General features: G+C 63.1%; 18 protein-coding genes and 2 tRNA genes. 2 read left to right on the forward strand and 18 right to left on the reverse strand.

Translation table 11 applies throughout. From position 1 onward, the window contains the following. Positions 1–19: 19 nt before the first annotated feature. The 18 genes from selB to ACTQ0H_RS05180 form a co-directional block, all read right to left on the reverse strand. Entirely contained in the window at positions 20–1,987 is a 1,968-nt protein-coding gene (selB, locus tag ACTQ0H_RS05095) for a selenocysteine-specific translation elongation factor (protein WP_441538021.1), read from the reverse strand. Next, positions 1,984–3,441, reverse strand: coding sequence for an L-seryl-tRNA(Sec) selenium transferase (selA, locus tag ACTQ0H_RS05100; RefSeq protein WP_441547882.1), 1,458 nt, complete (start codon positions 3,439–3,441; stop codon positions 1,984–1,986). The genes selB and selA overlap by 4 nt, the downstream gene beginning before the upstream one ends. Positions 3,442–3,581: 140 nt before the next feature. Next, positions 3,582–4,421, reverse strand: a complete 840-nt coding sequence (locus ACTQ0H_RS05105; protein ID WP_441068074.1) for a formate/nitrite transporter family protein — start codon at positions 4,419–4,421, stop codon at positions 3,582–3,584. 39 nt (positions 4,422–4,460) lie between these two features. Beyond that, positions 4,461–4,838, reverse strand: coding sequence for a hypothetical protein (locus ACTQ0H_RS05110; RefSeq protein ID WP_441538017.1), 378 nt, complete (start codon positions 4,836–4,838; stop codon positions 4,461–4,463). 414 nt (positions 4,839–5,252) lie between these two features. Beyond that, positions 5,253–5,326: transfer RNA gene (locus ACTQ0H_RS05115), tRNA-Gly, on the reverse strand. 6 nt (positions 5,327–5,332) lie between these two features. Then, positions 5,333–5,409, reverse strand: a tRNA-Pro gene (locus ACTQ0H_RS05120). 91 nt (positions 5,410–5,500) lie between these two features. Further along, complete coding sequence (gene brnQ, locus ACTQ0H_RS05125) at positions 5,501–6,859, reverse strand: branched-chain amino acid transport system II carrier protein (protein WP_441538016.1); 1,359 nt, start codon at positions 6,857–6,859, stop codon at positions 5,501–5,503. A 66-nt stretch (positions 6,860–6,925) separates the two neighbouring features. Further along, the gene (locus ACTQ0H_RS05130) at positions 6,926–8,065 is read right to left on the reverse strand and encodes an aminotransferase class V-fold PLP-dependent enzyme (RefSeq protein ID WP_441538014.1); all 1,140 of its coding nucleotides are present in this window, start codon (positions 8,063–8,065) and stop codon (positions 6,926–6,928) included. Then, positions 8,062–8,313, reverse strand: a complete 252-nt coding sequence (locus tag ACTQ0H_RS05135; protein WP_441538012.1) for a DUF3343 domain-containing protein — start codon at positions 8,311–8,313, stop codon at positions 8,062–8,064. The genes ACTQ0H_RS05130 and ACTQ0H_RS05135 overlap by 4 nt, the downstream gene beginning before the upstream one ends. A 19-nt stretch (positions 8,314–8,332) precedes the next feature. Beyond that, the gene (gene yedF / locus ACTQ0H_RS05140) at positions 8,333–8,959 is read right to left on the reverse strand and encodes a sulfurtransferase-like selenium metabolism protein YedF (RefSeq protein WP_441538010.1); all 627 of its coding nucleotides are present in this window, start codon (positions 8,957–8,959) and stop codon (positions 8,333–8,335) included. 60 nt (positions 8,960–9,019) lie between these two features. Next, on the reverse strand, positions 9,020–10,069 hold the full coding sequence (selD, locus tag ACTQ0H_RS05145) for a selenide, water dikinase SelD (RefSeq protein ID WP_441538008.1): 1,050 nt from the start codon (positions 10,067–10,069) through the stop codon (positions 9,020–9,022). An 84-nt stretch (positions 10,070–10,153) separates the two neighbouring features. After that, the gene (locus ACTQ0H_RS05150) at positions 10,154–10,594 is read right to left on the reverse strand and encodes a BadF/BadG/BcrA/BcrD ATPase family protein (RefSeq protein ID WP_427747749.1); all 441 of its coding nucleotides are present in this window, start codon (positions 10,592–10,594) and stop codon (positions 10,154–10,156) included. 7 nt (positions 10,595–10,601) lie between these two features. Further along, entirely contained in the window at positions 10,602–10,952 is a 351-nt protein-coding gene (locus ACTQ0H_RS05155) for a 2-hydroxyacyl-CoA dehydratase (RefSeq protein WP_441016223.1), read from the reverse strand. A gap of 116 nt (positions 10,953–11,068) precedes the next feature. Beyond that, a complete protein-coding gene (locus ACTQ0H_RS05160; RefSeq protein ID WP_441538005.1) occupies positions 11,069–12,139 on the reverse strand; it encodes a sulfate/molybdate ABC transporter ATP-binding protein in 1,071 nt (356 codons plus the stop codon). Between the two features lie 3 nt (positions 12,140–12,142). Further along, positions 12,143–13,624, reverse strand: coding sequence for a molybdate ABC transporter permease subunit (modB, locus tag ACTQ0H_RS05165; protein ID WP_441538003.1), 1,482 nt, complete (start codon positions 13,622–13,624; stop codon positions 12,143–12,145). Positions 13,625–13,739: 115 nt separating this feature from the next. After that, positions 13,740–14,612 carry a molybdate ABC transporter substrate-binding protein gene (gene modA, locus ACTQ0H_RS05170; protein WP_441538001.1) on the reverse strand — a complete coding sequence of 291 codons (873 nt, stop codon included), beginning with the start codon at positions 14,610–14,612 and terminating at the stop codon, positions 13,740–13,742. A 205-nt stretch (positions 14,613–14,817) separates the two neighbouring features. After that, positions 14,818–15,297, reverse strand: a complete 480-nt coding sequence (locus tag ACTQ0H_RS05175; RefSeq protein ID WP_427794485.1) for a MogA/MoaB family molybdenum cofactor biosynthesis protein — start codon at positions 15,295–15,297, stop codon at positions 14,818–14,820. Positions 15,298–15,307: 10 nt separating this feature from the next. Next, positions 15,308–16,570 (reverse strand): molybdopterin molybdotransferase MoeA, encoded by a 1,263-nt coding sequence (locus ACTQ0H_RS05180; protein ID WP_441538000.1) that lies wholly within the window; start codon positions 16,568–16,570, stop codon positions 15,308–15,310. Between the two features lie 210 nt (positions 16,571–16,780). Here ACTQ0H_RS05180 and ACTQ0H_RS05185 point away from each other — a divergent pair, with 210 nt between their 5' ends. Both ACTQ0H_RS05185 and ACTQ0H_RS05190 read left to right on the forward strand, forming a co-directional pair. Then, positions 16,781–18,202: a chloride channel protein gene (locus ACTQ0H_RS05185; RefSeq protein WP_441537999.1), complete on the forward strand. Its 1,422-nt coding sequence runs from the start codon at positions 16,781–16,783 to the stop codon at positions 18,200–18,202. Between the two features lie 89 nt (positions 18,203–18,291). Next, entirely contained in the window at positions 18,292–19,254 is a 963-nt protein-coding gene (locus ACTQ0H_RS05190) for a diacylglycerol/lipid kinase family protein (RefSeq protein ID WP_441537997.1), read from the forward strand. Positions 19,255–19,260: the final 6 nt, after the last annotated feature.

Raw genomic sequence — 19,260 nt, forward strand, 5'->3', positions numbered from 1 at the left:
ACCAAACCGAGCAGCCAGTCTAGCGCAGGGACCTCAGGCCGCCGGCTTCCTTGTCGAGCACCGTAAAGCGCACGGCATCCAGGTGCTCCAAGATGCTGATGGCACGTTTGCGCGACACGCCCAGCGCCTCGCGCAGCACGCTCGTGGTGGCAGCGCCGCCGGCTGCCTCAATGGCAGCGGCGACAAGCTCGCGCGCATGGGCTTCCGAGATGGCAGACAGGGCAACGTCGCGCTCGACCTTAACGATCGAGCGGTTGAGCGAAAGCTCGCGCAGGGCGCGCGTCATGGTGTCGCGGTCGAGCTGCAGTCGCTCACCCACCTCGGGCAGCGTCGGCGCATCGATGCCGGCCCCGTCGAGCAGCGCCACAATGCGCTCACACGCCTCGCGCACCACACGCGCCGCGGCAGCAGCGGAGTGCGGGTCGAACACCTCGGTGCCCTCGGCGGCGCACACGCCACGCGAGCAGCCCTCGGCAATCAGAGCCGCGGCAACGCCTTCATCGGCGGCAGGCCACGCAGCATGGGCAACGGCGCCGGGCGTAAAACCCGTCTCCTTGGGAGCCGCCGCGTGCATGGCAGACAGGGTCGCCGCCAGCACGTCCATGGCGGCATCGAGCACGGCGCCATTCGCATACAACGTGCCGCCCGAGCCGGCAAGCTCGCAAACAACACCTCGCGCCACCAACTCGCCCAGTGCTGCCTCAGCCTCACCGGCAACAAGATCGAGCGCCTCGGCAACATCAGCCGCCGCAACCGGCAGCGCCTGCAGCGCCAGCCACGCGTCTACGCTAGCAACGGCATCGCCGGCTTCAAGCGCCGCAAACAGCGCACGCTCGCCGGCCGAAAGCTCGCGCGAGCGACGGCAGCGCGAAAGCAGCACACGCCCGCCGCCGATGAGCATAACGGGCGAATACGACAGCACCACGGCATGGTCTCCGGCGCGCAGCGGCAATGGCTCCTCCAGGCGCACCTGCACGGTACGGGTCTCGCCCACCGCCATGGGGGCCTCGCCCTCCAAAAGCATGACGCGGCCGATGACCTCGGCCGTGCCGGCCATCACGTGCACGCGCGCGCCCGACTCGAGCACGCGCGGCTTGGCGCCCTCGCGGCCCAGGTAGGTAAACGTCATCATAAAGCGCAACGTCTGACCAAAGCGACCCGCCACGCCCAGCATCTCACCACGGTCAAGCGCCGCGACACCGTCACCGACCAGGTTGAGCGCCACGCGTTGCCCAGGCAGCGCGCGCAGCGTATCGCCATGCACCTGAATCCCGCGCACACGACAGACCGTACGCGACGGCAAAGCCATCAGCTCGTCGCCCACAGCAACCGGTGCATCGTGCAGCGTTCCCGTAACGACGGTGCCGACACCCTTGATCGTAAAGCAGCGGTCAATCGGCAGGCGAGACGCGGCATCGCTCCGATCGGAACGGTCGCGGCAAGCATCCCAGCAGGCACTTACCTGCTCGTCGAGCACCGCAAGCAGCCCGTCAATCCCCTCGCCCGTCTTGGACGACACGGGCACAATCGGCGCGCCCGCAAACACGGTACCCGACAAAAAAACATCGACATCGAGCTCGGCAAGCTCGGTCATCTCGGCATCGGCCAGGTCGCACATCGTCAGCGCGACCACCATATGCGTAACGCCCAGCAGCTCCAGCACATGCACGTGCTCGCGGGTCTGCGGCATCACGCCCTCGACGGCCGAAACCACCAGCACGGCCACGTCGATACCCGTGGCGCCCTGCACCATGGCGCGCAGGTAGTGGGCATGGCCAGGCACGTCGACCAGGCCGACAATCTTGCCACTCGGCAGCGCCAGCTCGCCAAAGCCAAGCTCAGCGGTCATACCTCGACGACGCTCAACCTCCAGACGGTCGGGATTCTTGCCGGTCAGTGCCTCGATCAATGCCGACTTACCGTGGTCGACGTGGCCCGCCGTGCCAACGATAACGGGACACTCCACCAGCGCCTGGACCTCACTCATCGAGCAAGCGCCTTCTCAACGCATGCGGCAAGCGTCGACGCCGCCGTCTCGATGTCGCGGTCGCCCACGAGCGTACGGACGTCAAACAAAATGCGATCGTGCGAGGTTCGCGTGACGACCGGCGTGTCGAAGTCCTGGACAAGCGAGCGCTTGAGCGCATCGACCGTCAGGCGCGCGTCAACAAGACGCACGGCAACGCACATCGTGGGCAGCTCCATGGTAGGCAGCGAGCCGCCACCGGGGGTCAACGATTCCTCGACGATCTCCACCTGAACGGCGCACGGGCAACCGGCCTTATCGAGCCCGGCGACCATACGATCGCGCAGCTTGCGGGCACGTCGCTCCAAATGGGCCTGCGGCAGCGTAAGCATGTTGAGCACCGGCACCTCGCGATGGGCCGCATCCGCCCCGTCCATGTAAATGCGCAGCGTGGCCTCGAGCGCCGACAGAGCCAGTTTGCCCGGACGCAGAGCGCGCATGAGCGGATGTGCGCCGCAGGCCTGGACCAGATCGCGACGGCCCATGATGATGCCCGCCTGCGCCGCGCCCAGCAGCTTATCGCCCGAGCACGACACGATATCGAGCCCCGCCGCGACCGAAGCCGGCGTGGGTTCCTCGCCACCGCGCACCAGGATGTCATCGGGCAGGAGCGCGCCCGACCCCTGGTCCTCATAGAACAGCAGGCCGTGCTTGTGAGCAAGCGCCGCAAGCTCCCGAGAGCTCACTTCCTCGTGAAAGCCCTCGATGCGATAGTTGGAAGGATGGACCTTGAGAATCATGGCCGTATCGGGCGTGATGGCTTGCTCATAATCTGCTAGGTGCGTGCGGTTGGTGGCGCCGACCTCGACGAGCTTGGCGCCCGAAGACGCCATGACATCGGGGATGCGAAAGCTGCCGCCGATCTCGACAAGCTCGCCGCGGCTAACGATGACCTCCTTGCCTGCGGCATGGGTCGCCAGCACCAGCAGCACCGCGGCGGCGTTGTTGTTGACCACAAGCGCGTCCTCGGCGCCGGTGAGCGAGCGGATCAGCTGCGCGGCGTGTTCCTTGCGCGACCCGCGCGAGCAGGTGTCCACGCTGTACTCGAGCGTACTGTACCCGCGCGCAACCTCGGCCACGGCCTTTGCCGCCGACTCCGCGAGCGGGGCGCGGCCCAAGTTGGTATGGATGACCACGCCCGTGGCGTTGACGGCAGGGCGCAGGCTCGGCAGCGCGGAGCGGTGCGCACGCCACTCGATCGCCGAGGCCAGGTCGCGCTTAGAGCGCGGGGCGGCACCGGCGCGAATGGCGGCGCGTTCCTCGTCGAGCTCGGCCGTGACGGCGGCATGCACCACCGCGTCGCAGGTCTCCCCCGCCGCCTTAACTACCGGCCACTCGGCGAGCAGCTCGTTGACGGAGGGAATGGCGCGCAGGCGGGCGCGAACCTCATCGGACATGTTCTGGCTATCGCTCATGTGCGGCCTTTCAAAACCAAAGGTGAATCAATCGTTCGAACGTCAAACTATCAGCCGATTCGATCGGCTGAGTCAATCAATCGCTATTATCCTCGCACGGCGACGCCCCGCGGGAGGTCCAACGTCAAACAGACGGTACCCTACGCCTCAGACTTCTTGGCGTAGATAAACCAGTATCCGAGCGCGACCAGAACCGCACCGCCCACGATGTTGCCCAACGTGGCGGCGGACAGGTTAAACGCAATGCCCGCGGCGTTGAGCGCATCGGCGCCGGCGACGTCGGCACCATAGCCGCACGCGTGCATCACGGCACCCATGGGCAAAAAATACATATTGGCAACGCAGTGCTCAAAACCGCAGGCCACAAAGGCGGCGATGGGCAGCAGAATGCCCACGACCTTATCGACCACGGTCTTGCCGGCAGTACCGATCCACACGGCCAGGCACACAAAGATGTTACACAGGATGCCGCGGAAGAAGATCGTCAGCCAGTCGATCGTCACCTTGCCGGCGGCGACACTCACCATGGAATTGGCGACCGCCTCGCCGTTGAGCTTGTAAACGCCGGCCATGTACACCAAAAAGACGATGAACAGGGCACCGGCAAAGTTGCCAAGCCACACGACGACCCAAGCCTTGAGCATCTGGACCAGGGTGATCTTTTTGCTCTTGAGAGCGCAGACCATAAGCGAATTACCGGTGAACAACTCGGCGCCACACACCAGCACCAGCACCAGGCCCAGGCAAAAGCACAGGCCGCCCACGACGCGCTGGGCACCCCAGCCCAGCGTGCTGTCGCTCAAAAACACCGTAAAGAACAGACCGCCGAAGGCGATAAACGCACCGGCGAACATTGCCAACAGAAAGGCCTGAGCGACCGGCAGGTTAGCCTTGGTCACGCCGGCGGCCTCGGTCTTGGCCTCGATCGCGGCGGGCGCCAGGCAATCGGGAGCAGGGTACTCCACCTTGGAATCTGCCATGTCAATCACTTCTTTCCTAATCACCAGGGACAAGCGCTGCTACAGCTCCTGTCCCAAGCGGACAAAGTGGGAAAAGTCGTTGGCGGCCACGGCGTCGTACACGGCGTCAACGGCGTCAAAGACTTCCGGGGACATGGGGTTGTAGAACTCCGCGTCGCCCGGCTGAATCCCTATGAAGACGATATCATCGCACGATTGCTCGATTTCTTCGATCAGAATCGACAAAGGGAGCGAATGCGTGGTGAACATCGACTTGCGGGCCACATCGCGCTTGTCGAGCGAGCGGATGGAGCCACCTGCTGGGCATGCAGGCCAAAGTCGTCGTCGAACACCAAGATGCCGGCCTTGGCCGACCCGCGAAAACCGCGCTCGTCGAGCAGCGCATCGCAGGCCTCGAGTAGCGACGGCACGTGCCAACCATAATCTGCCAGATAATAGCCGGCGTTTCCTGGCCGAGCAATCTCAACCTGAAGCTCAGGTGCAAGTTTCGGTGAAATACGGACTACATGGGCCATAAAAGCCGGAAAACAGTCCGTATTTCACCGCAACTTAGGAGGGGATGTGGGGTCCACGGCAGGTATATGAAAATGCTCTGCTTCCAAAAGGAAGCAGAGCCATTCATCAATCTTATAGAGCGGGCGACGGGAAGTCCAAGGGTTTGCTTTGCAAACCCTTGTTTCGATGCGGGCCATTGGCCCTTGCGTGCTGCGCTGGAAAATGCTCACGCATTTTCTCAGCTTCGCACCCTGCCGGGTTCGATTCCCGTCGCCCGGCACGCTTATGAAAACGGCTCTGGCACCAAATAGAGCCAAAGCCGTTAAAACTATCCTATGGAGCGGGCGACGGGAATCGAACCCGCGTCATCAGCTTGGAAGGCTGGGGTTCTACCATTGAACTACGCCCGCAAGATATGGTCGGGACGACAGGATTTGAACCTGCGACATCCTGCTCCCAAAGCAGGCGCGCTACCAAACTGCGCCACGTCCCGAAGGTGTTGAGCAGCTAAGGTCTAAACCTTGCGTGTCCCAAAGCGAAGGAAATTATAGGGGAGACTTCCCGCTTGTGCAAGCGACGATACCCTAGCTCCTCGAATGTGTGACAAACTGGCTATGGAGCAGGCCAATCACAAACGCCACAACGGCGGCCGGCGCCCACGCGGCTCCAATGTCTGCAAACGGCAGCGCATCGAATGGCAGCCACGCGCCCGCAAAAAACGCGTCGCGGACCGAGGTGATCACGCTCTGCACCGCGACGACGCCGCCGACCCAAACCCACACCCGCGGATGCGCATCGCAAAAACCGTGCACCAGGCCCATAAGCACCAGCACGATGGCAACGGGATACAAGGCGTTGAGCATGGGCACCGAGAACATGAGAATCGCGTCGAGGCCCACGTTGGAGAGCACGCACGAAAACGCCGCGAACACAAAGGCGAAAACCGCGAAGGGACGGCGCATGGCCTCCTCGGAAGCCTCCGCTCCCCCTTCGACCACATACGTCTCGCAGAAGTAGCGCGAGCAGCAGCTGATGAGGCCGATGCACACGTTCATGCAGGCGAGGAAAAAGATTGCAAAGACCACGACCGTGCCGGCAAGACCAAAGTGCATGGAGGCAGAACGGGCAAGGATGGCGGCACCGTTGGTGGCATCGGGCACAACCGTGCCGAGCTGCATGCCGGCAAGCGCCAGGCCGCAGTAGATGATGGCCATGAGCACGCCGGCGATCACACCAGAACGCGAGATCTCGAAGGCCACGCGCTTGTCATCGGTCACGCCCAGCTCGTGGATGGTCTCGGCGATGATAATGCCAAAGGCGAGCGACGCAAGCAGGTCCATGGTCTGGTAGCCGGTCAAAAAGCCCTGCACGGCAGCGCCTGCATCGTAGGGAGCCTGCGGCGCGCCAGCGGGACCCAACGGCGAGACCACGGCGGCACCCACGACCAGCACGATGAGCGCAATGAGCGCGGGTCCCGTAATGCGACCGAGCACGCGCGTGATAACGCCCGGACGCAGCGTGAGCGCAAACGCGACGACGAAGAAGCCAACGGCAAACACCAGGCGAGTTGTGCCGAGCGAGACGCCCTCGGGCAGCAGCGGCACCAGCATCTCGAAGGCCGTGGAGCTCGTGCGCGGAATAGCCAGGCACGGGCCGATGGCTAGATACACCGCCGCAACGAAGAATTCACCAAACTTAGGATGCACACGCCCGGCCAGCTCGCGCGCCGTTCCGGCAAGCGCCACGGCGATAAAGCCCATGACGGGCAGGCCGATGGCGGCAATCAGAAAGCCGAGCATGGCGAGCGGCGTGGCAGAGCCTGCCTGCAGCGCCAACAGCGGCGGAATAATGAGGTTGCCGGCGCCAAAGAGCATCGAGAACAGGGCGATGCCGACGGTAACGACATGGTCGGAGCGCAGGCCGTGCGGGGCGGATGAGGCCATGGGACCACCTTTCGGGTCGAAACAAAACGGGACGGGCAAAAGACCCGTCCCGCAAGTATATACGCTCTAACAGGCTAAATCGCGGAGCGCGTCAATCGCGGTGTCGACTTCCTCGTCCGTGTTGAAATACCCAAACGAGAAACGAACGACACCCTGACGCTCAGTCCCGAGCGCGCGGTGCATGAGCGGGGCACAATGGGCGCCGGGGCGCGTCGCAATCCCCCACCCCTGCATGAGCGCGTCCGAAATCTGGGCAGAGTCGATATCACCCACGTTGAGTGAGACGATCGCCGAGCGCACGGGCTGGTCAAAGGCACCGTAGAGCTTAATCCCCGGAATCTCGCGCACGCCGGCAAGGAAGCGCTCTGCAAGCGAGCGCTCATGCGCCGCAATCGCCTCGACCCCGCCTTGTGCCTCGATAAAGTCGAGGCCGGCAGAAAGGCCCGCGATACCGTGACCGTTGAGCGTGCCCGCCTCAAGGCGCGTGGGCCACTCAAGCGGCTGCAGCGCATCGAAGCTGTGCACGCCCGTGCCGCCCATGGCCCAGGGCGCCACGTCGACGCCCTCTGCCACGGCCAGGCCGCCGGTCCCCTGCGGACCCATAAGCCCCTTGTGACCGGTAAAACACACAACGTCGAGCCCCATGGCATCCATGTCGATCTTCGCCGTGCCGGCAGACTGCGAGGCATCGACGATCACCAGCGCACCTGCCGCATGGGCCATGGCCGCTACGCGCGCAATGTCGACCGCGTTGCCGGTCACATTGGAGGCGTGCGTCACCACCACAGCACGCGTGTCCGGCGTCACCAACCACTCGAGCTCGTCGTAGTCGAGCACGCCGTTCGCGTCGCAGCCCGCATGCTCAACCGCCACACCCTGTTCCGCTGCCAGGCGATTGAGCGGGCGTAACACCGAGTTGTGCTCGAGCACCGTCGTGACCACACGGTCGCCGGGGCGCACCACGCCACAGATGGCGGTGTTGAGCGCCGCGGTGGAGTTGGGCGTAAAACAAACATGGTCCGCTCTCGGGCAACCCAAAAGGCGCGCGAGCTTGGCACGACAGCCGTGGATGGTACGCGCCGCGTCGAGCGCACCCGACGTCGCGCCACGTCCGGCATTGCCGAGCGAGCACATCGCCTGCGTCACGGCATCGATGACCGTCTGCGGCTTATGCATGGTCGTCGCCGCGTTATCCAGATAGATCATCGCACGACCTCCCACATGTCAATCACCGTAAAGCCCTCGGTGGGAACACCAGCTGTGGCAAGCTCGGCGCGCAGTAGCTCCTCATCGGCAGGCAACGCCTTCCACGCCAAGCCGCAGCCGGCAGCGACCTCCCCGGGCACGGGGATCGTGCGCCCGGGGAGGCCGCGCTCGATGCATAGGGACTCGCAGCCCATGGCGGCCGCCGTGGTGGGAAACGTGATGACAAGCGCCGGACGCTTCTCCCTCATGGCAACTCCAACCAATACGCTACGGGCGCACGACGCGCACGGCCTGCCCCATCTTCTCCACGATCACGTACATGTTGGTGACCTCGCCCACCGCAAGCTGGTCTTTGATGCCAAAGTGGTCCAGGCAGGTACCGCAGGTGAGAATCTCGACGCCCTGCTCGGCCAGGCCCTTCAGGTCATCGAGCACCGGCGAGCCCTCGACGGTGAGCTTGGCGCCGCCGTTGTAGAACAGCATGGTCGCGGGCAGCTCCTCCTGCTGCGTCACGGCAAAGATGAAGGCCTTCATGAGCTTGTGGCCCAGCTCGTCGTCGCCGCGGCCCATGCAGTCGGTGTAGACGGAAATGACGAGCTTGCCCTTGCCGGCGCTGGCATCACAGAAGGCAGCGCCATCCTGCTCGGGATCAGCCACGGCCACGGCACCGGCGGTCGCCACGGTCACGTGCCACTCGGCGTCAGAAACCTTCTCGACCGAGGCCGTGCAGCCCTTCTCCTGCGCCATCTTGGAGATGTTCTTGACGGCGGTCTCGTTATCGACCGAGGTCACGACAACGCCCTCGCCATCGAGTTGCTTGAGCGCCTTAAGCGTCTTGACAACGGGCAGCGGGCAGGCATCGTCCATGGCATTAACTTCAATCTTGGTAGACATAGCATTTCCTTTCGAAAGAACCGTTCTAGAGAACGGTAAACAGTTACATAAACGTGCGGGCTAGCGGACAACGTGGACGGCAGGACCGCCTGGCACCGGCTCGCACACGCGACCGACGACGGCGGCAACGCACCCCTCGGCATGCAGACGGCGCGCAAGCTCATCCACATCGGCAGCAGGCGCCGCGATAAGCAGGCCGCCCGAGGTCTGCGGATCGTACAGCGCGTCGAGCATGCCCGGCTCCAGGCCATCGTCGACCGCCACGCGCGAGCCAAAAAAGTCCTGGTTGCGGTAGGCGCCGGCAGGGATAATGCCAAGGCGTGCCATGTCGAGCACCTGGTCAAAGAGCGGCACCGCCCCCGACACAAGCTCAATCTGCACGCCCGAGCCCTCGGCCATCTCGCACGCATGTCCGATCAGGCCAAAGCCCGTGATGTCGGTGCAGCCATGAAGCTCGAGGTCCTCGGCCAGACGAATCGGAGCCTCGTTGAGGGTCCGCATCGAGTCAAACATGGCTGCGGCCTCGTCCTGTTCGATGAGCTCGCCCTTAATGGCCGTAGTGATGATGCCCGAGCCGATCGCCTTGGTCAGCAGCAGAACATCGCCCACGCGTGCGCCGCTGTTGGTGAGCATACGGTCAAGCGCGACAAAGCCACTCACGGACAGGCCGTACTTGGGCTCGTCGTCGTTGATGGTGTGGCCGCCCGCGATGGCACAGCAGGCCTCGACGCACTTGTCGGCGCCACCCGCCAGAATCTGGCCGGCAACCTCAACGCCCAGGCAACTGGGTATGCAAAGCAGGTTCATGGCATGGCTCGGCCGTCCGCCCATGGCGTATATGTCCGACAGCGAGTTTGCCGCGGCGATCTGGCCAAACAGGAACGGGTCGTCGACCATCGGTGGGAAGAAGTCGATGGACTGCACGAGGCCCAAGTTATCGCCAACGCGGAAGACGCTCGCATCGTCGGAGGTATCGAACCCCACGAGCAGGTTGTCGTTATGCACATTGGGTAAGTCGCCCAGGACCTGGGCGAGGGCTCCAGGAGCCAACTTAGCGGCTCAACCGCTCGCGGCAGTCATCTGCGTGAGCTTCATGAGATCGTCAGCCATCGATACCTCCTCTCATAGGTCAATCAGTTCCTCCCAGTATACGCATGGCGGCGCCGAGAGCGGGCAATTTATCGCACCGGCCCCCTACGCGAGCGCCTGGGCTCGAATGGCCGCGCCGATGGCACCGGCAAAGCGGGCCTGGGGCGAGGTGGTGACCGGCGAGCCCACCAATGCGCCAAGACGCTCGACGACATAGGCGTTTTCGCACAGACCACCGGTCAGATAGTACGGGGCGCCCGCGGCTTGCGAGGCCATGGTCGCCACACGCGACACGACGCTCTCGATCACGCCACGCGCAATGTTCTCGCGCGGCTCGCCGCGGCCGATCAGGCTAATGACCTCGCTCTCGGCAAACACCGTGCACATGCTGCTGATCTTGGTGGGCTCGCCGGAACGCGCCAGGTCGGCAGCCACGTCATAGCCAGCCGCTGCCAGTGCCTCGCGCAGCCGCTCGGAAGCATCGACCGAGGAGAACCCGGTTGGCTGCACGCAGGTCCACGTCACCGAATCCACCCCATCGACCACAGCGGCCTTAGCCGCCGTAGAAGCCCTCGAGCTCCTCCTTGAGCAGGCGGCACTCCTCGTACCAGCCTTCACGCTCGTAGGCGCGATCGCGACCCTGCGGAAGATGCAGAATGTGCGTGCGCTTGAGCTCCCCCAGCAGCTCGTACATCTTCTTCTTGCCGTCGCAGGTGGTCTCGCCGATGATCATGTCGCTAAAGTACGTAAACGGGCACTTTTGCGAGTAGGCAAAGACGTACGTCGACTTGATGAGCGGACACAGATTTGCCGGCAGCACCTTCTCGCCCTCGGGAATCACCTCGTCGGACGTACCACACAGAGCCACGCTTGCAGCCCCCGCGGCATCGTCGTACGACAGCATCGTGTGCCGTCGTTTAATAAATAATTATCTTGATTGATAAGAGTTTGTCATCCCTCATTCGGCGAACGGCAAGACAAAGCCGCCGAGACTTATATCCCCGACGGCATTACCCGGCGCTATCGACAGACCAAATGGATCCTACTGGCATCAAAATGCATGCGCAGCGTCTCGCCCGCTTGCGGCAGCCCGTCGACAGGCACGCCCACCTTGTTGACCTTCCACTGCAGGCGCGTGGGCGCATCGACGCGCGGCACGTCCAGCAGCACCAGGCGCTCAAAACGTGAATCGCTCACTCGGGCCACGTGCAAATCATAGCTGTTGCGGCCCCGCTCCGCGCGATTGTCAACATGGAAGTAGCTTGCGCGAATGCCCAGGTACACCACATTATCGGGAACCTCGCGACCCACGTTAAAGGTCATGCCCCAGTCGAGCGCCTCAACTTCCTCGGGCCCGATCTTTCGTGCGCGGCTTGTGTTCTTGCACCCCGTCAAGCGCAGCGCCGCCAGCGTCTGCGGACGGCGAACCACGTCCTCGACAGAACCGATCTCCTCGACGCGCCCGTTATGCATCACGCAGATGCGCTGGCAGAGGCGGCACGCTTCGTCAATGTCGTGGCTCACGTAGAGCACGGTGCGGTTACAGACGTCGAACAGGTCGAGCATGTTCTGCTCGAGTGCGCTCTTAAGATAGGAATCGAGCGCGCTCATAGGCTCGTCGAACATAAAGATGCCCGGATGCGCCGCCACCATGCGGGCGAGCGCCACGCGTTGCTGCTGGCCGCCCGAGAGTCGCGCGGGATAGCGGTCGGCAAAATCGGCCAGACCGAAAATGCCCAGATAGCGCTCGGCGAGCTTTTTGCGCGCGGCGGCGTCGCCCGCATCCTTTACGCCGGCGCATACGTTATCGGCCACCGTCATGTTGGGAAACAGCTGATAGTTTTGGAACAGCAGGGCGCATTTGCGCTCCTGGGGCGACAGGTTGATGCCCGCCGCCGAGTCAAAAAAGGTCATGCCGTTGACGACGATCTTGCCCTCGTCGGGCGTCTCCACGCCGGCAATGCAGCGCAACGTACAGCTCTTGCCACAACCCGAGGCGCCCAGCAGCGCCACGCGCTCCTCGCCGGCCTCAAGCTGCATGTCGAGCGTAAACCCGGGATAGCGTTTTTTGATGTCCAGAACGAGTGACATGGCCTATCGACTTCCCTCCGAGACGGCGTCATCGCGCATGAGCTCGGCCAGCGCCTCGCGATCGATACGCAAGGCATCGCCGCCCGCCGGGTCGAGTGAATCGCCCCGTCCGGCGAGATCTTTGGCCTGCTTGCGCTCCGCACGGGAAAGGCCCCGCTCGCGATACTTTTGCGAATGCGCCGTGTACATGTTGATGAACAGAATGACTAGGAAACTAAACACGATTACGACCACGACCCAAAAGAGGGCCACCGACGTGTTGCCGCCCATCCATTCAAAGTAAATGGCGATGGGAATGGTCTGCGTAATACCGGCGTAGTTGCCCGCAAAGAACAGGGTGCAGCCAAACTCGCCCATTGCGCGGGCAAAGGCGAGCACCGTGCCGGCGGCGATGGAGGGCCAGCCGAGCGGCATCATGAGCTTGGCAAAGATGCGACGTTCGGACCATCCTAAGGTTCGCGCGGCGTCGAGCATCTGCGTGTCGAGGCTCTCGAAGGCACCGAGTGCCGTACGATAGACGAGCGGAAACGACACCACCACGGCAGATATCACCGCCGCCGGCCACGTAAAGACAATCGAGATGCCGTGCGCGATGAGCCACTGGCCCACCCCGGTCGAGCGGCCAAACAGCATGAGGAGCAGAAAGCCGCAGACCGTGGGCGGCAGCACCATAGGAATCGTAAAAACCGAATCGAGCAGGCCCTTGATGCGACTCGAGGTACCCATAGTCTTCCACGCGGCGAACAGCCCCAGCGCAAAGGAGATCAGCAGGGCAAGGCCGCTCGTTTTTATGGACACCCAAAACGGGCGATAGTCGATGTCGCCAAAGAAGGCTGCGGCGCGCTCCGCCAGCGACGGCGGCACCGTCGTCGACACGTCCGCATACCGCACGAGGGCGGCGTTATCGCTCCACAGGGCGCCGTCACCCAAATCTAGCTCGGCATTCGCGGCGTCGGCGGCATTCACTACCGTGTAGTAATCGCCGTTGCCGCCCTTCACCTTAAACTGATAGCGGTAATCGCTCTGCACCAGCGCGTTATCCGAGGTAAAGACCCATTCGAGATTAGAGTCCTCCAGCAACGCACCACCCATGGAGTGCGACTTGTCGAGCCCCACGAGCATCTTCTTGAGCGCCTTTTGGTCATCTGCCTTTGAGATATCGAGCCCCGCGTCTTTGGCGGCATGGGCGTCGAGCCAGACCACGATGCTCTCAGGCGTCGTCACCGTCACGAGGGTCGTCTTCTTGTAGATAGGAAAACGGTAGCCCTCGGGCTGACCCGCAAACGAACGGGCCGTGCCCTTGGCATTGCGCTCAAACGCGTTGAGGCCAAACCCGACGCCATCGATAAGCGCGGAATCTTCGGTCGCCTGGCGGCCATCGGCGGTGGTGAAGAGTGCCTCGGCCCGAGCAACCCCGGGCGGTGCGGTCAGCACGCACAGAACCGCAGCCAGCACGGCGAGCAGGCGAATCGTTTTCCTTGGCACGGGCGACTCCTCAAACACAGGGCAACGGCGCGCGGACACGCCGGTTCAATCAAAAGGGCGGGCGATCGCGAGAACGCCCGCCCTCAAGCATATCGTTATGCAGCGATGTTGCGAACTACGCGGAAAGCTCAAAGCCGTACTTAGCCCAAATCTTCTGGGCTTTCTTGTTGGTCAGGCAGAAGTCGATGAACGCCTTGGCCTCGTCGGCGTGCTCGGAGCTATCGGCGACAGCGCCGGGATACACGATGGGCTTGTGCGAGTCCTCGGGGCACACGAAGGTCTCCTCGATGCCGTCGTAGCGGAAGATATCGGAGCTGTAGACAAAACCGGCCACGCAATCGCCCGTAGAGACGTAAGACGCAGCGGTGCCGACCTTGTCGGCCAGAGCCACCTTGTCGGCGAAATCGGGTGCATACTCGCCGTCGTCGCCCTCGGTGCCGGTGTAGAGGCCCACGGAGGCCAGGGCCTGGTTGGCGTACTTGCCAGCGGGAACGGTCTTGGCGGCGCCGATGGCGATCTTGCCGTCCAGGTTCGCGACGACGGCGATGGCCTCGACCTTGGTTTCGGAGCCCTCGGCGCGAATGATCACGAGGTCGTTGACGAACATGTCCTCACGCGTGTCGGCGTCGACGAGCTCGGCGGCCTCGGCGTCATCCATGGTGCCCTTGGAGGCCGTGATGAGTACGTCGACGGCGGCACCGGCGCGCATCTGCTCGACAAGGTCGCCAGACGCCTTAAACTGCGTGTCGGCAAACGTGGTGCCGGTCTGGTCGGTATAGAGCTTCTGAACCTCGGGCAGAGCCTTCTCGAGCGAGTTGGCAGCAAAGACTTGCAGCTCGACAGCCTTCTTGGAAGATGCCTTAGCAAAACCGGCATCGGAGCCAGTCGGCCCAGACGTCTTGTTGCCGGAACAGCCGGCAAGCCCAAGGCCGGCAGCGGCGACAGCGGAAAGTGAAACGAACCCGCGGCGAGAAACCGTATCGAACATGTTCAACCCTTTCGAAGGCTACGCCCGGGCACCCCGCCGCAAGCTTTATTCTGTTACTAGATTATACTTTTGTGCGAATAGTGTTTGTGATAAATATTTCTCGTCTAATAATTTTCCTTTACCGATAACCACAAGACGGCCCGCACTGTCGCTGCATAAAAAAGGCGGAGCAGCCCGTAAGGTCACTCCGCCGCAGGTAATGCGCTTATTTGGCGTGCCCGCCCCCCGCCGTCATTTGAGCTGCGTGCTCCAGCTGGTCGCTCACAGCCTCCCAGCTTTCGCGGGCCGCTTTCGTTGATCCCGGAAAGTTGATGACAAGCGTATGCCCACGCTGCATGCACACGGCGCGCGAAAGCATAGCGCGGCGCGTCTTGGTCATGGAGTACGCACGGATCGCCTCTGCAATACCCGGTACATCGCGGTCGCAGACGGCACGCGTCGCCTCGGGCGTCACGTCGCGCATCGAAAGGCCCGTGCCGCCGCAGGTAAGCACGACATTGGCGTGGCACTCATCGGCCGCTTCCACAATGGCATCACCGATCTCGCTGACGTCGTCGCGCACGACCACATGTGAGGCGACCGTCCAGCCCTGCGCCGCGATGAGTTCCTCGAGCGCAGCACCCGCCTCGTCCTGGGCAAGATCGCGCGTATCCGAGCACGTCACAATCGATATCTTCAACTCCATAGCATTCCTCCTATAGCACCGCGCCCTCAGGCAAGTCGACACGCACGACATCCACGACGTCGCCCGCCCTGAGGTCACACGGGCCTTCGTCAATACGCAGCAGGCAATTGGCCCGCTGCATCGTGCCGAGCAGCGCCGAATTCTGCGTCTTGGCCTCGGTCACCAACAGCTCACCGGTCTCGGGGTCGCGTAAAACCGTGGCACGATCGAAGAAGCGGCGATGCTGTCGCTTCTTCACGCCGTGTGTGAGCTTCGCCTGCTGCACGGGACGCACGCCCTCGGCAAAGCCGCGCATCTTGCGGATCGCCGGGCGGGCGAGCATCTCAAAGCCCACATACGCCGCCGCGGGATTGCCCGAAAGTCCCAAATATGGCTTGCCCCCCAGCAGGCCAAACGTGATGGCCTTGCCGGGACGCATCGAGATGCGGTCGAACAGCACCTCGCCCTCGCGCCGAACGAGCGCCGTCACATAGTCGTAATCACCCGCAGAGGCGCCACCACTCGTAATGACAAAATCGCAGTCCTGCGCGGCGCGATGCACCAACTCGGCAATCGCCTGCTCATCATCGGGCGCAATGCCGTAGAACACGGGCTCGGCTCCTGCATCGAGCGCCTCGGCCATCAACGCCGACGAGTTGGAGTCGCGAATCTGCCCGCGCGCCGGCACGTTACTCGGTGCGACCAGTTCCGTCCCCAGCGAGATAATGCCCACGCGCGGCGCGGCATGCACCTTCACACTCGCATACCCGGCGCTCGCCAGCAAGCCGGCGCCCGCCGGAGCCACAACCTCTCCAGCGTACATCACGACGTCGCCAGTATGCGCTTCCTCAGCAGCCGATCGAACGTTCTCCCCCACCTTGGCCGGCGCCGAGAATCTCACACGCGAACCCTCGTTGCCGTCACCGTCGAGCACATCGACGATCTCGTACTTCACCACGGCATCGGCACCTTCGGGTACCGGCGCGCCCGTCATGATACGAACCGTGTCGCCCGCGCCGATTGCGCCCCCAAACACATGGCCCGCAGCCTCGTGTCCGATAACGTCGAGCGTCACCGGCGCCTCGCCAGATGCCTGCACCAAGTCCGCCGTGCGCACGGCATATCCGTCCATAGCGCTGTTGGCAAACGGCGAAATGTCGATATCGGCCACCGCGTCCTCGGCCAAGGGAAGACCGGCGGCCTGCCACACGGGAATCTCGACGAGATCGGTCGGAGCAACGTGCGACAGAACAATCGACTGCGCGTCCTCCAGCGGAATGAGTTTCTCTGCCATATGCACCTCTTAATGCCACAGCGCACAACGGGGGCGCCAATTCTTTATGCTTGTCTCAGTATAATCCCCTGCCGAACGACGGCGAAACGACCCACGTTCTCGAATACATCTGTCGGCCGCAAGCCGCGAAACAGAACCGAAACCAACCTGCCGGTTTGTCACGTTTGGCACGTTCTATAATGCTCGTGTTGCAACCTAAAAGAGGAACGTATGGCTTTTACCGACAAACCCGAAAGCGCAAACGAGGCGCAGGATCATTCCCAGTCGCTCGACGACGGCGGCTTTTTCTCCCTTAACGACGTCATCATGGCAGGCAGGCAACAGCTCACCCGCTCCGAGCATCTCTTGGCTGCCGACACGCGCCGCAATGCCCACAACCTACTCGCGAGCGCTAAGTTGCTCGTACTCGTCGTCATCGTCTCGCTCGCCATGGGCGTTGCCGCTTGGGCGTTTTTGGCCTCGTTGAATATCGCGACCGACTATCGCGAGCACCATACGTGGATCTACGCCATGCTTCCCGTTGTGGGCGTTGCCACCGCATGGGTGTACAAAAACCACGGTCTTGCCGCCAAACGCGGTAACAACCTGGTCATCGACTCCGCTCTGAGTACACGCCTCATCCATATGCGCATGGCCGTCCTCACCTTCGTCTGCTCCACACTCACGCACCTAACGGGCGGATCGGCCGGTCGCGAGGGAGCCGCGGTGCAGATTGGCGGTACCATCGCCAGCAACATCTCAAGCCTCGCCCACCTCAAAAAGCATGACCACCACGACCTCATGCTCGCCGGCATCTCGTCGGCCTTTGGCGCCGTGTTCGGTTCGCCCCTTGCCGGAGCTTTCTTTGGCATGGAGATGTGCTTTATCGGCAAGATCGACTACACCGCAGGGATCTACTGCCTGGTCGCCTCGTTTACCGGCTACTTTACATCACTCGCCCTGGGTACCGAGTACGAAGCGAATGCCATCGCCAGCGTTCCCGCCATGACGCCCAAAACGGTCGTTATCGTTGTGATCAGCGCCATTGTCTTCGGTCTGACGGCACGCCTCTTTGCCTGGTCGGTTCGAACCGTCAAGAGCCTGTACGGTCGCTTTATCACCAATTACCTCGTTCGCGCCCTTATAGGCGCACTCGTGGTTTTGGCTGTCTATGCCCTCCTCGACGCCTGGGACTACGCCGGCCTTTCCACGTGGCTTTCGGGCGCCGGGTTTGCCGGCAACACCACCCTCGCCGACGCCGCCATCAAGCTCGTCGTAACGGCACTCACCCTGGGTGCCGGTTTCCAAGGCGGCGAGGTCACGCCCCTGTTTGGCATCGGTGCGGCACTCGGTGGCTGGATCGGTTGCCTTACCGGGCTCGACCCCAGCTTTCTGGCGGCTCTCGGCATGCTCGGCGTGTTCTGTGCCGGCCTTAACGTGCCCATCACCACCTGCATGATGGCCATCGACCTGTTCCACGGCACGGCCGCCGGGTTCTTTGTCATCGTGGCCTTTATCAGCTATCTCGCCGGCGGACACCGCGGCGTGTACCCTGCCCAGCGCATCATCTCACCCAAGCGCCGTTCGCTTATAGTGGATGAGGGCGGTACGGTAGCGGATGCTATCGAGCGCCACAACGACCTGATAGAGTAGACGTAAGTATTCGCCGTGCAGCCACAATCGGGGGGGGCAATTCGACCCGAGCGCGACCGCACCGTCACGCCATATGCCGGGAGTCGCCCATGCACGCAACTGATTTTGGTCGCACGCTCATCATCGCCAACCCAGCCGCCCAATCGGGTGCGGCGCGCGAAGTTGCCGAGCGCCTGCAACGCTTTTTGGACATGACTGCACGCGCATCCCAGTTTGACCTGGTATTGACCGAGCGTATGGGGCACGCCAAGGAGCTGGCCGCACAGGCTCAGGGCTATCGCACCGTTATCGCCCTTGGCGGCGACGGCGTGATCCACGAGGTCGTCAACGGGCTTATGGCACAAAAGGAGGACCCCCGCCCCGCTCTTGCCATCCTACCCGTGGGTTCCGGCAACGATTTTGCCCAAACGCTCGGTATAGAAGATTTCTCCGGCAAGGATTTTGGCGCGCTGCTCACCTGCGAGCTGCAGCGTCAGGACATCGGTCGCATTCGCTCATGGAACCCTGCAAGCGGTAGCGGCGAGGCTTCCGTTGAGTACTACGACCAGACGCTCTCCGTCGGTATTGACGCCGCCATCGGCCTGGGCACCACCGAGCTGCGCAAAAAGACGGGCCTCACCGGCGCTCCGCTCTACACCCTCTCGGGACTTGAACAGTTTGGCCTGCGCTATCGCAACTACCCCATGACAGTCAGCTTTGATGGCGCGCCCGCCGAGCGCGTGAGGGCGATCATCATGGCGATTCAGCTGGGCCCCACCTATGGCTCGGGCTATCGCATCTGTCCCGACGCCGACCCGTGCGACGGCATGCTCGACGTTTGCTACGCCTGCGGCCCCGTTCCGCGCGCGGTCGCGCTTCCCATGTTCCTTTCGGCCAAGGACGGCCACCATACCAAGTTGCCGCCGGTTTGCATGCGCCGCTGCCGCCATGCCGAGCTTACCTTTGAGGAGCCCGACTACCCCATCCAGGCCGACGGCGAACCTGTTATCGCCTCGCGCATCGAAGTCGACATCCTACCCGGCGCCCTCCAAGTCTGGCGCCCAACCCGCTAACCACCC

It is taken from the genome of Collinsella sp. LCP21S3_A3 (assembly GCF_052118905.1).
In the GTDB taxonomy this organism is placed as follows: Bacteria; Actinomycetota; Coriobacteriia; order Coriobacteriales; family Coriobacteriaceae; genus Collinsella.

Coding starts and splice junctions, on each gene's coding strand:
- modA (WP_441538001.1), bottom strand. CDS start 14,612: ATGTTCGATACGGTTTCTCGCCGCGGGTTCGTTTCACTTTCCGCTGTC.
- ACTQ0H_RS05105 (WP_441068074.1), bottom strand. CDS start 4,421: ATGGCAGATTCCAAGGTGGAGTACCCTGCTCCCGATTGCCTGGCGCCC.
- ACTQ0H_RS05135 (WP_441538012.1), bottom strand. CDS start 8,313: ATGAGGGAGAAGCGTCCGGCGCTTGTCATCACGTTTCCCACCACGGCG.
- ACTQ0H_RS05185 (WP_441537999.1), top strand. CDS start 16,781: ATGGCTTTTACCGACAAACCCGAAAGCGCAAACGAGGCGCAGGATCAT.
- ACTQ0H_RS05175 (WP_427794485.1), bottom strand. CDS start 15,297: ATGGAGTTGAAGATATCGATTGTGACGTGCTCGGATACGCGCGATCTT.
- brnQ (WP_441538016.1), bottom strand. CDS start 6,859: ATGGCCTCATCCGCCCCGCACGGCCTGCGCTCCGACCATGTCGTTACC.
- ACTQ0H_RS05155 (WP_441016223.1), bottom strand. CDS start 10,952: ATGCTGTCGTACGACGATGCCGCGGGGGCTGCAAGCGTGGCTCTGTGT.
- ACTQ0H_RS05180 (WP_441538000.1), bottom strand. CDS start 16,570: ATGGCAGAGAAACTCATTCCGCTGGAGGACGCGCAGTCGATTGTTCTG.
- ACTQ0H_RS05190 (WP_441537997.1), top strand. CDS start 18,292: ATGCACGCAACTGATTTTGGTCGCACGCTCATCATCGCCAACCCAGCC.
- selA (WP_441547882.1), bottom strand. CDS start 3,441: ATGAGCGATAGCCAGAACATGTCCGATGAGGTTCGCGCCCGCCTGCGC.
- selB (WP_441538021.1), bottom strand. CDS start 1,987: ATGAGTGAGGTCCAGGCGCTGGTGGAGTGTCCCGTTATCGTTGGCACG.
- ACTQ0H_RS05160 (WP_441538005.1), bottom strand. CDS start 12,139: ATGTCACTCGTTCTGGACATCAAAAAACGCTATCCCGGGTTTACGCTC.
- ACTQ0H_RS05130 (WP_441538014.1), bottom strand. CDS start 8,065: ATGATCTATCTGGATAACGCGGCGACGACCATGCATAAGCCGCAGACG.
- yedF (WP_441538010.1), bottom strand. CDS start 8,959: ATGTCTACCAAGATTGAAGTTAATGCCATGGACGATGCCTGCCCGCTG.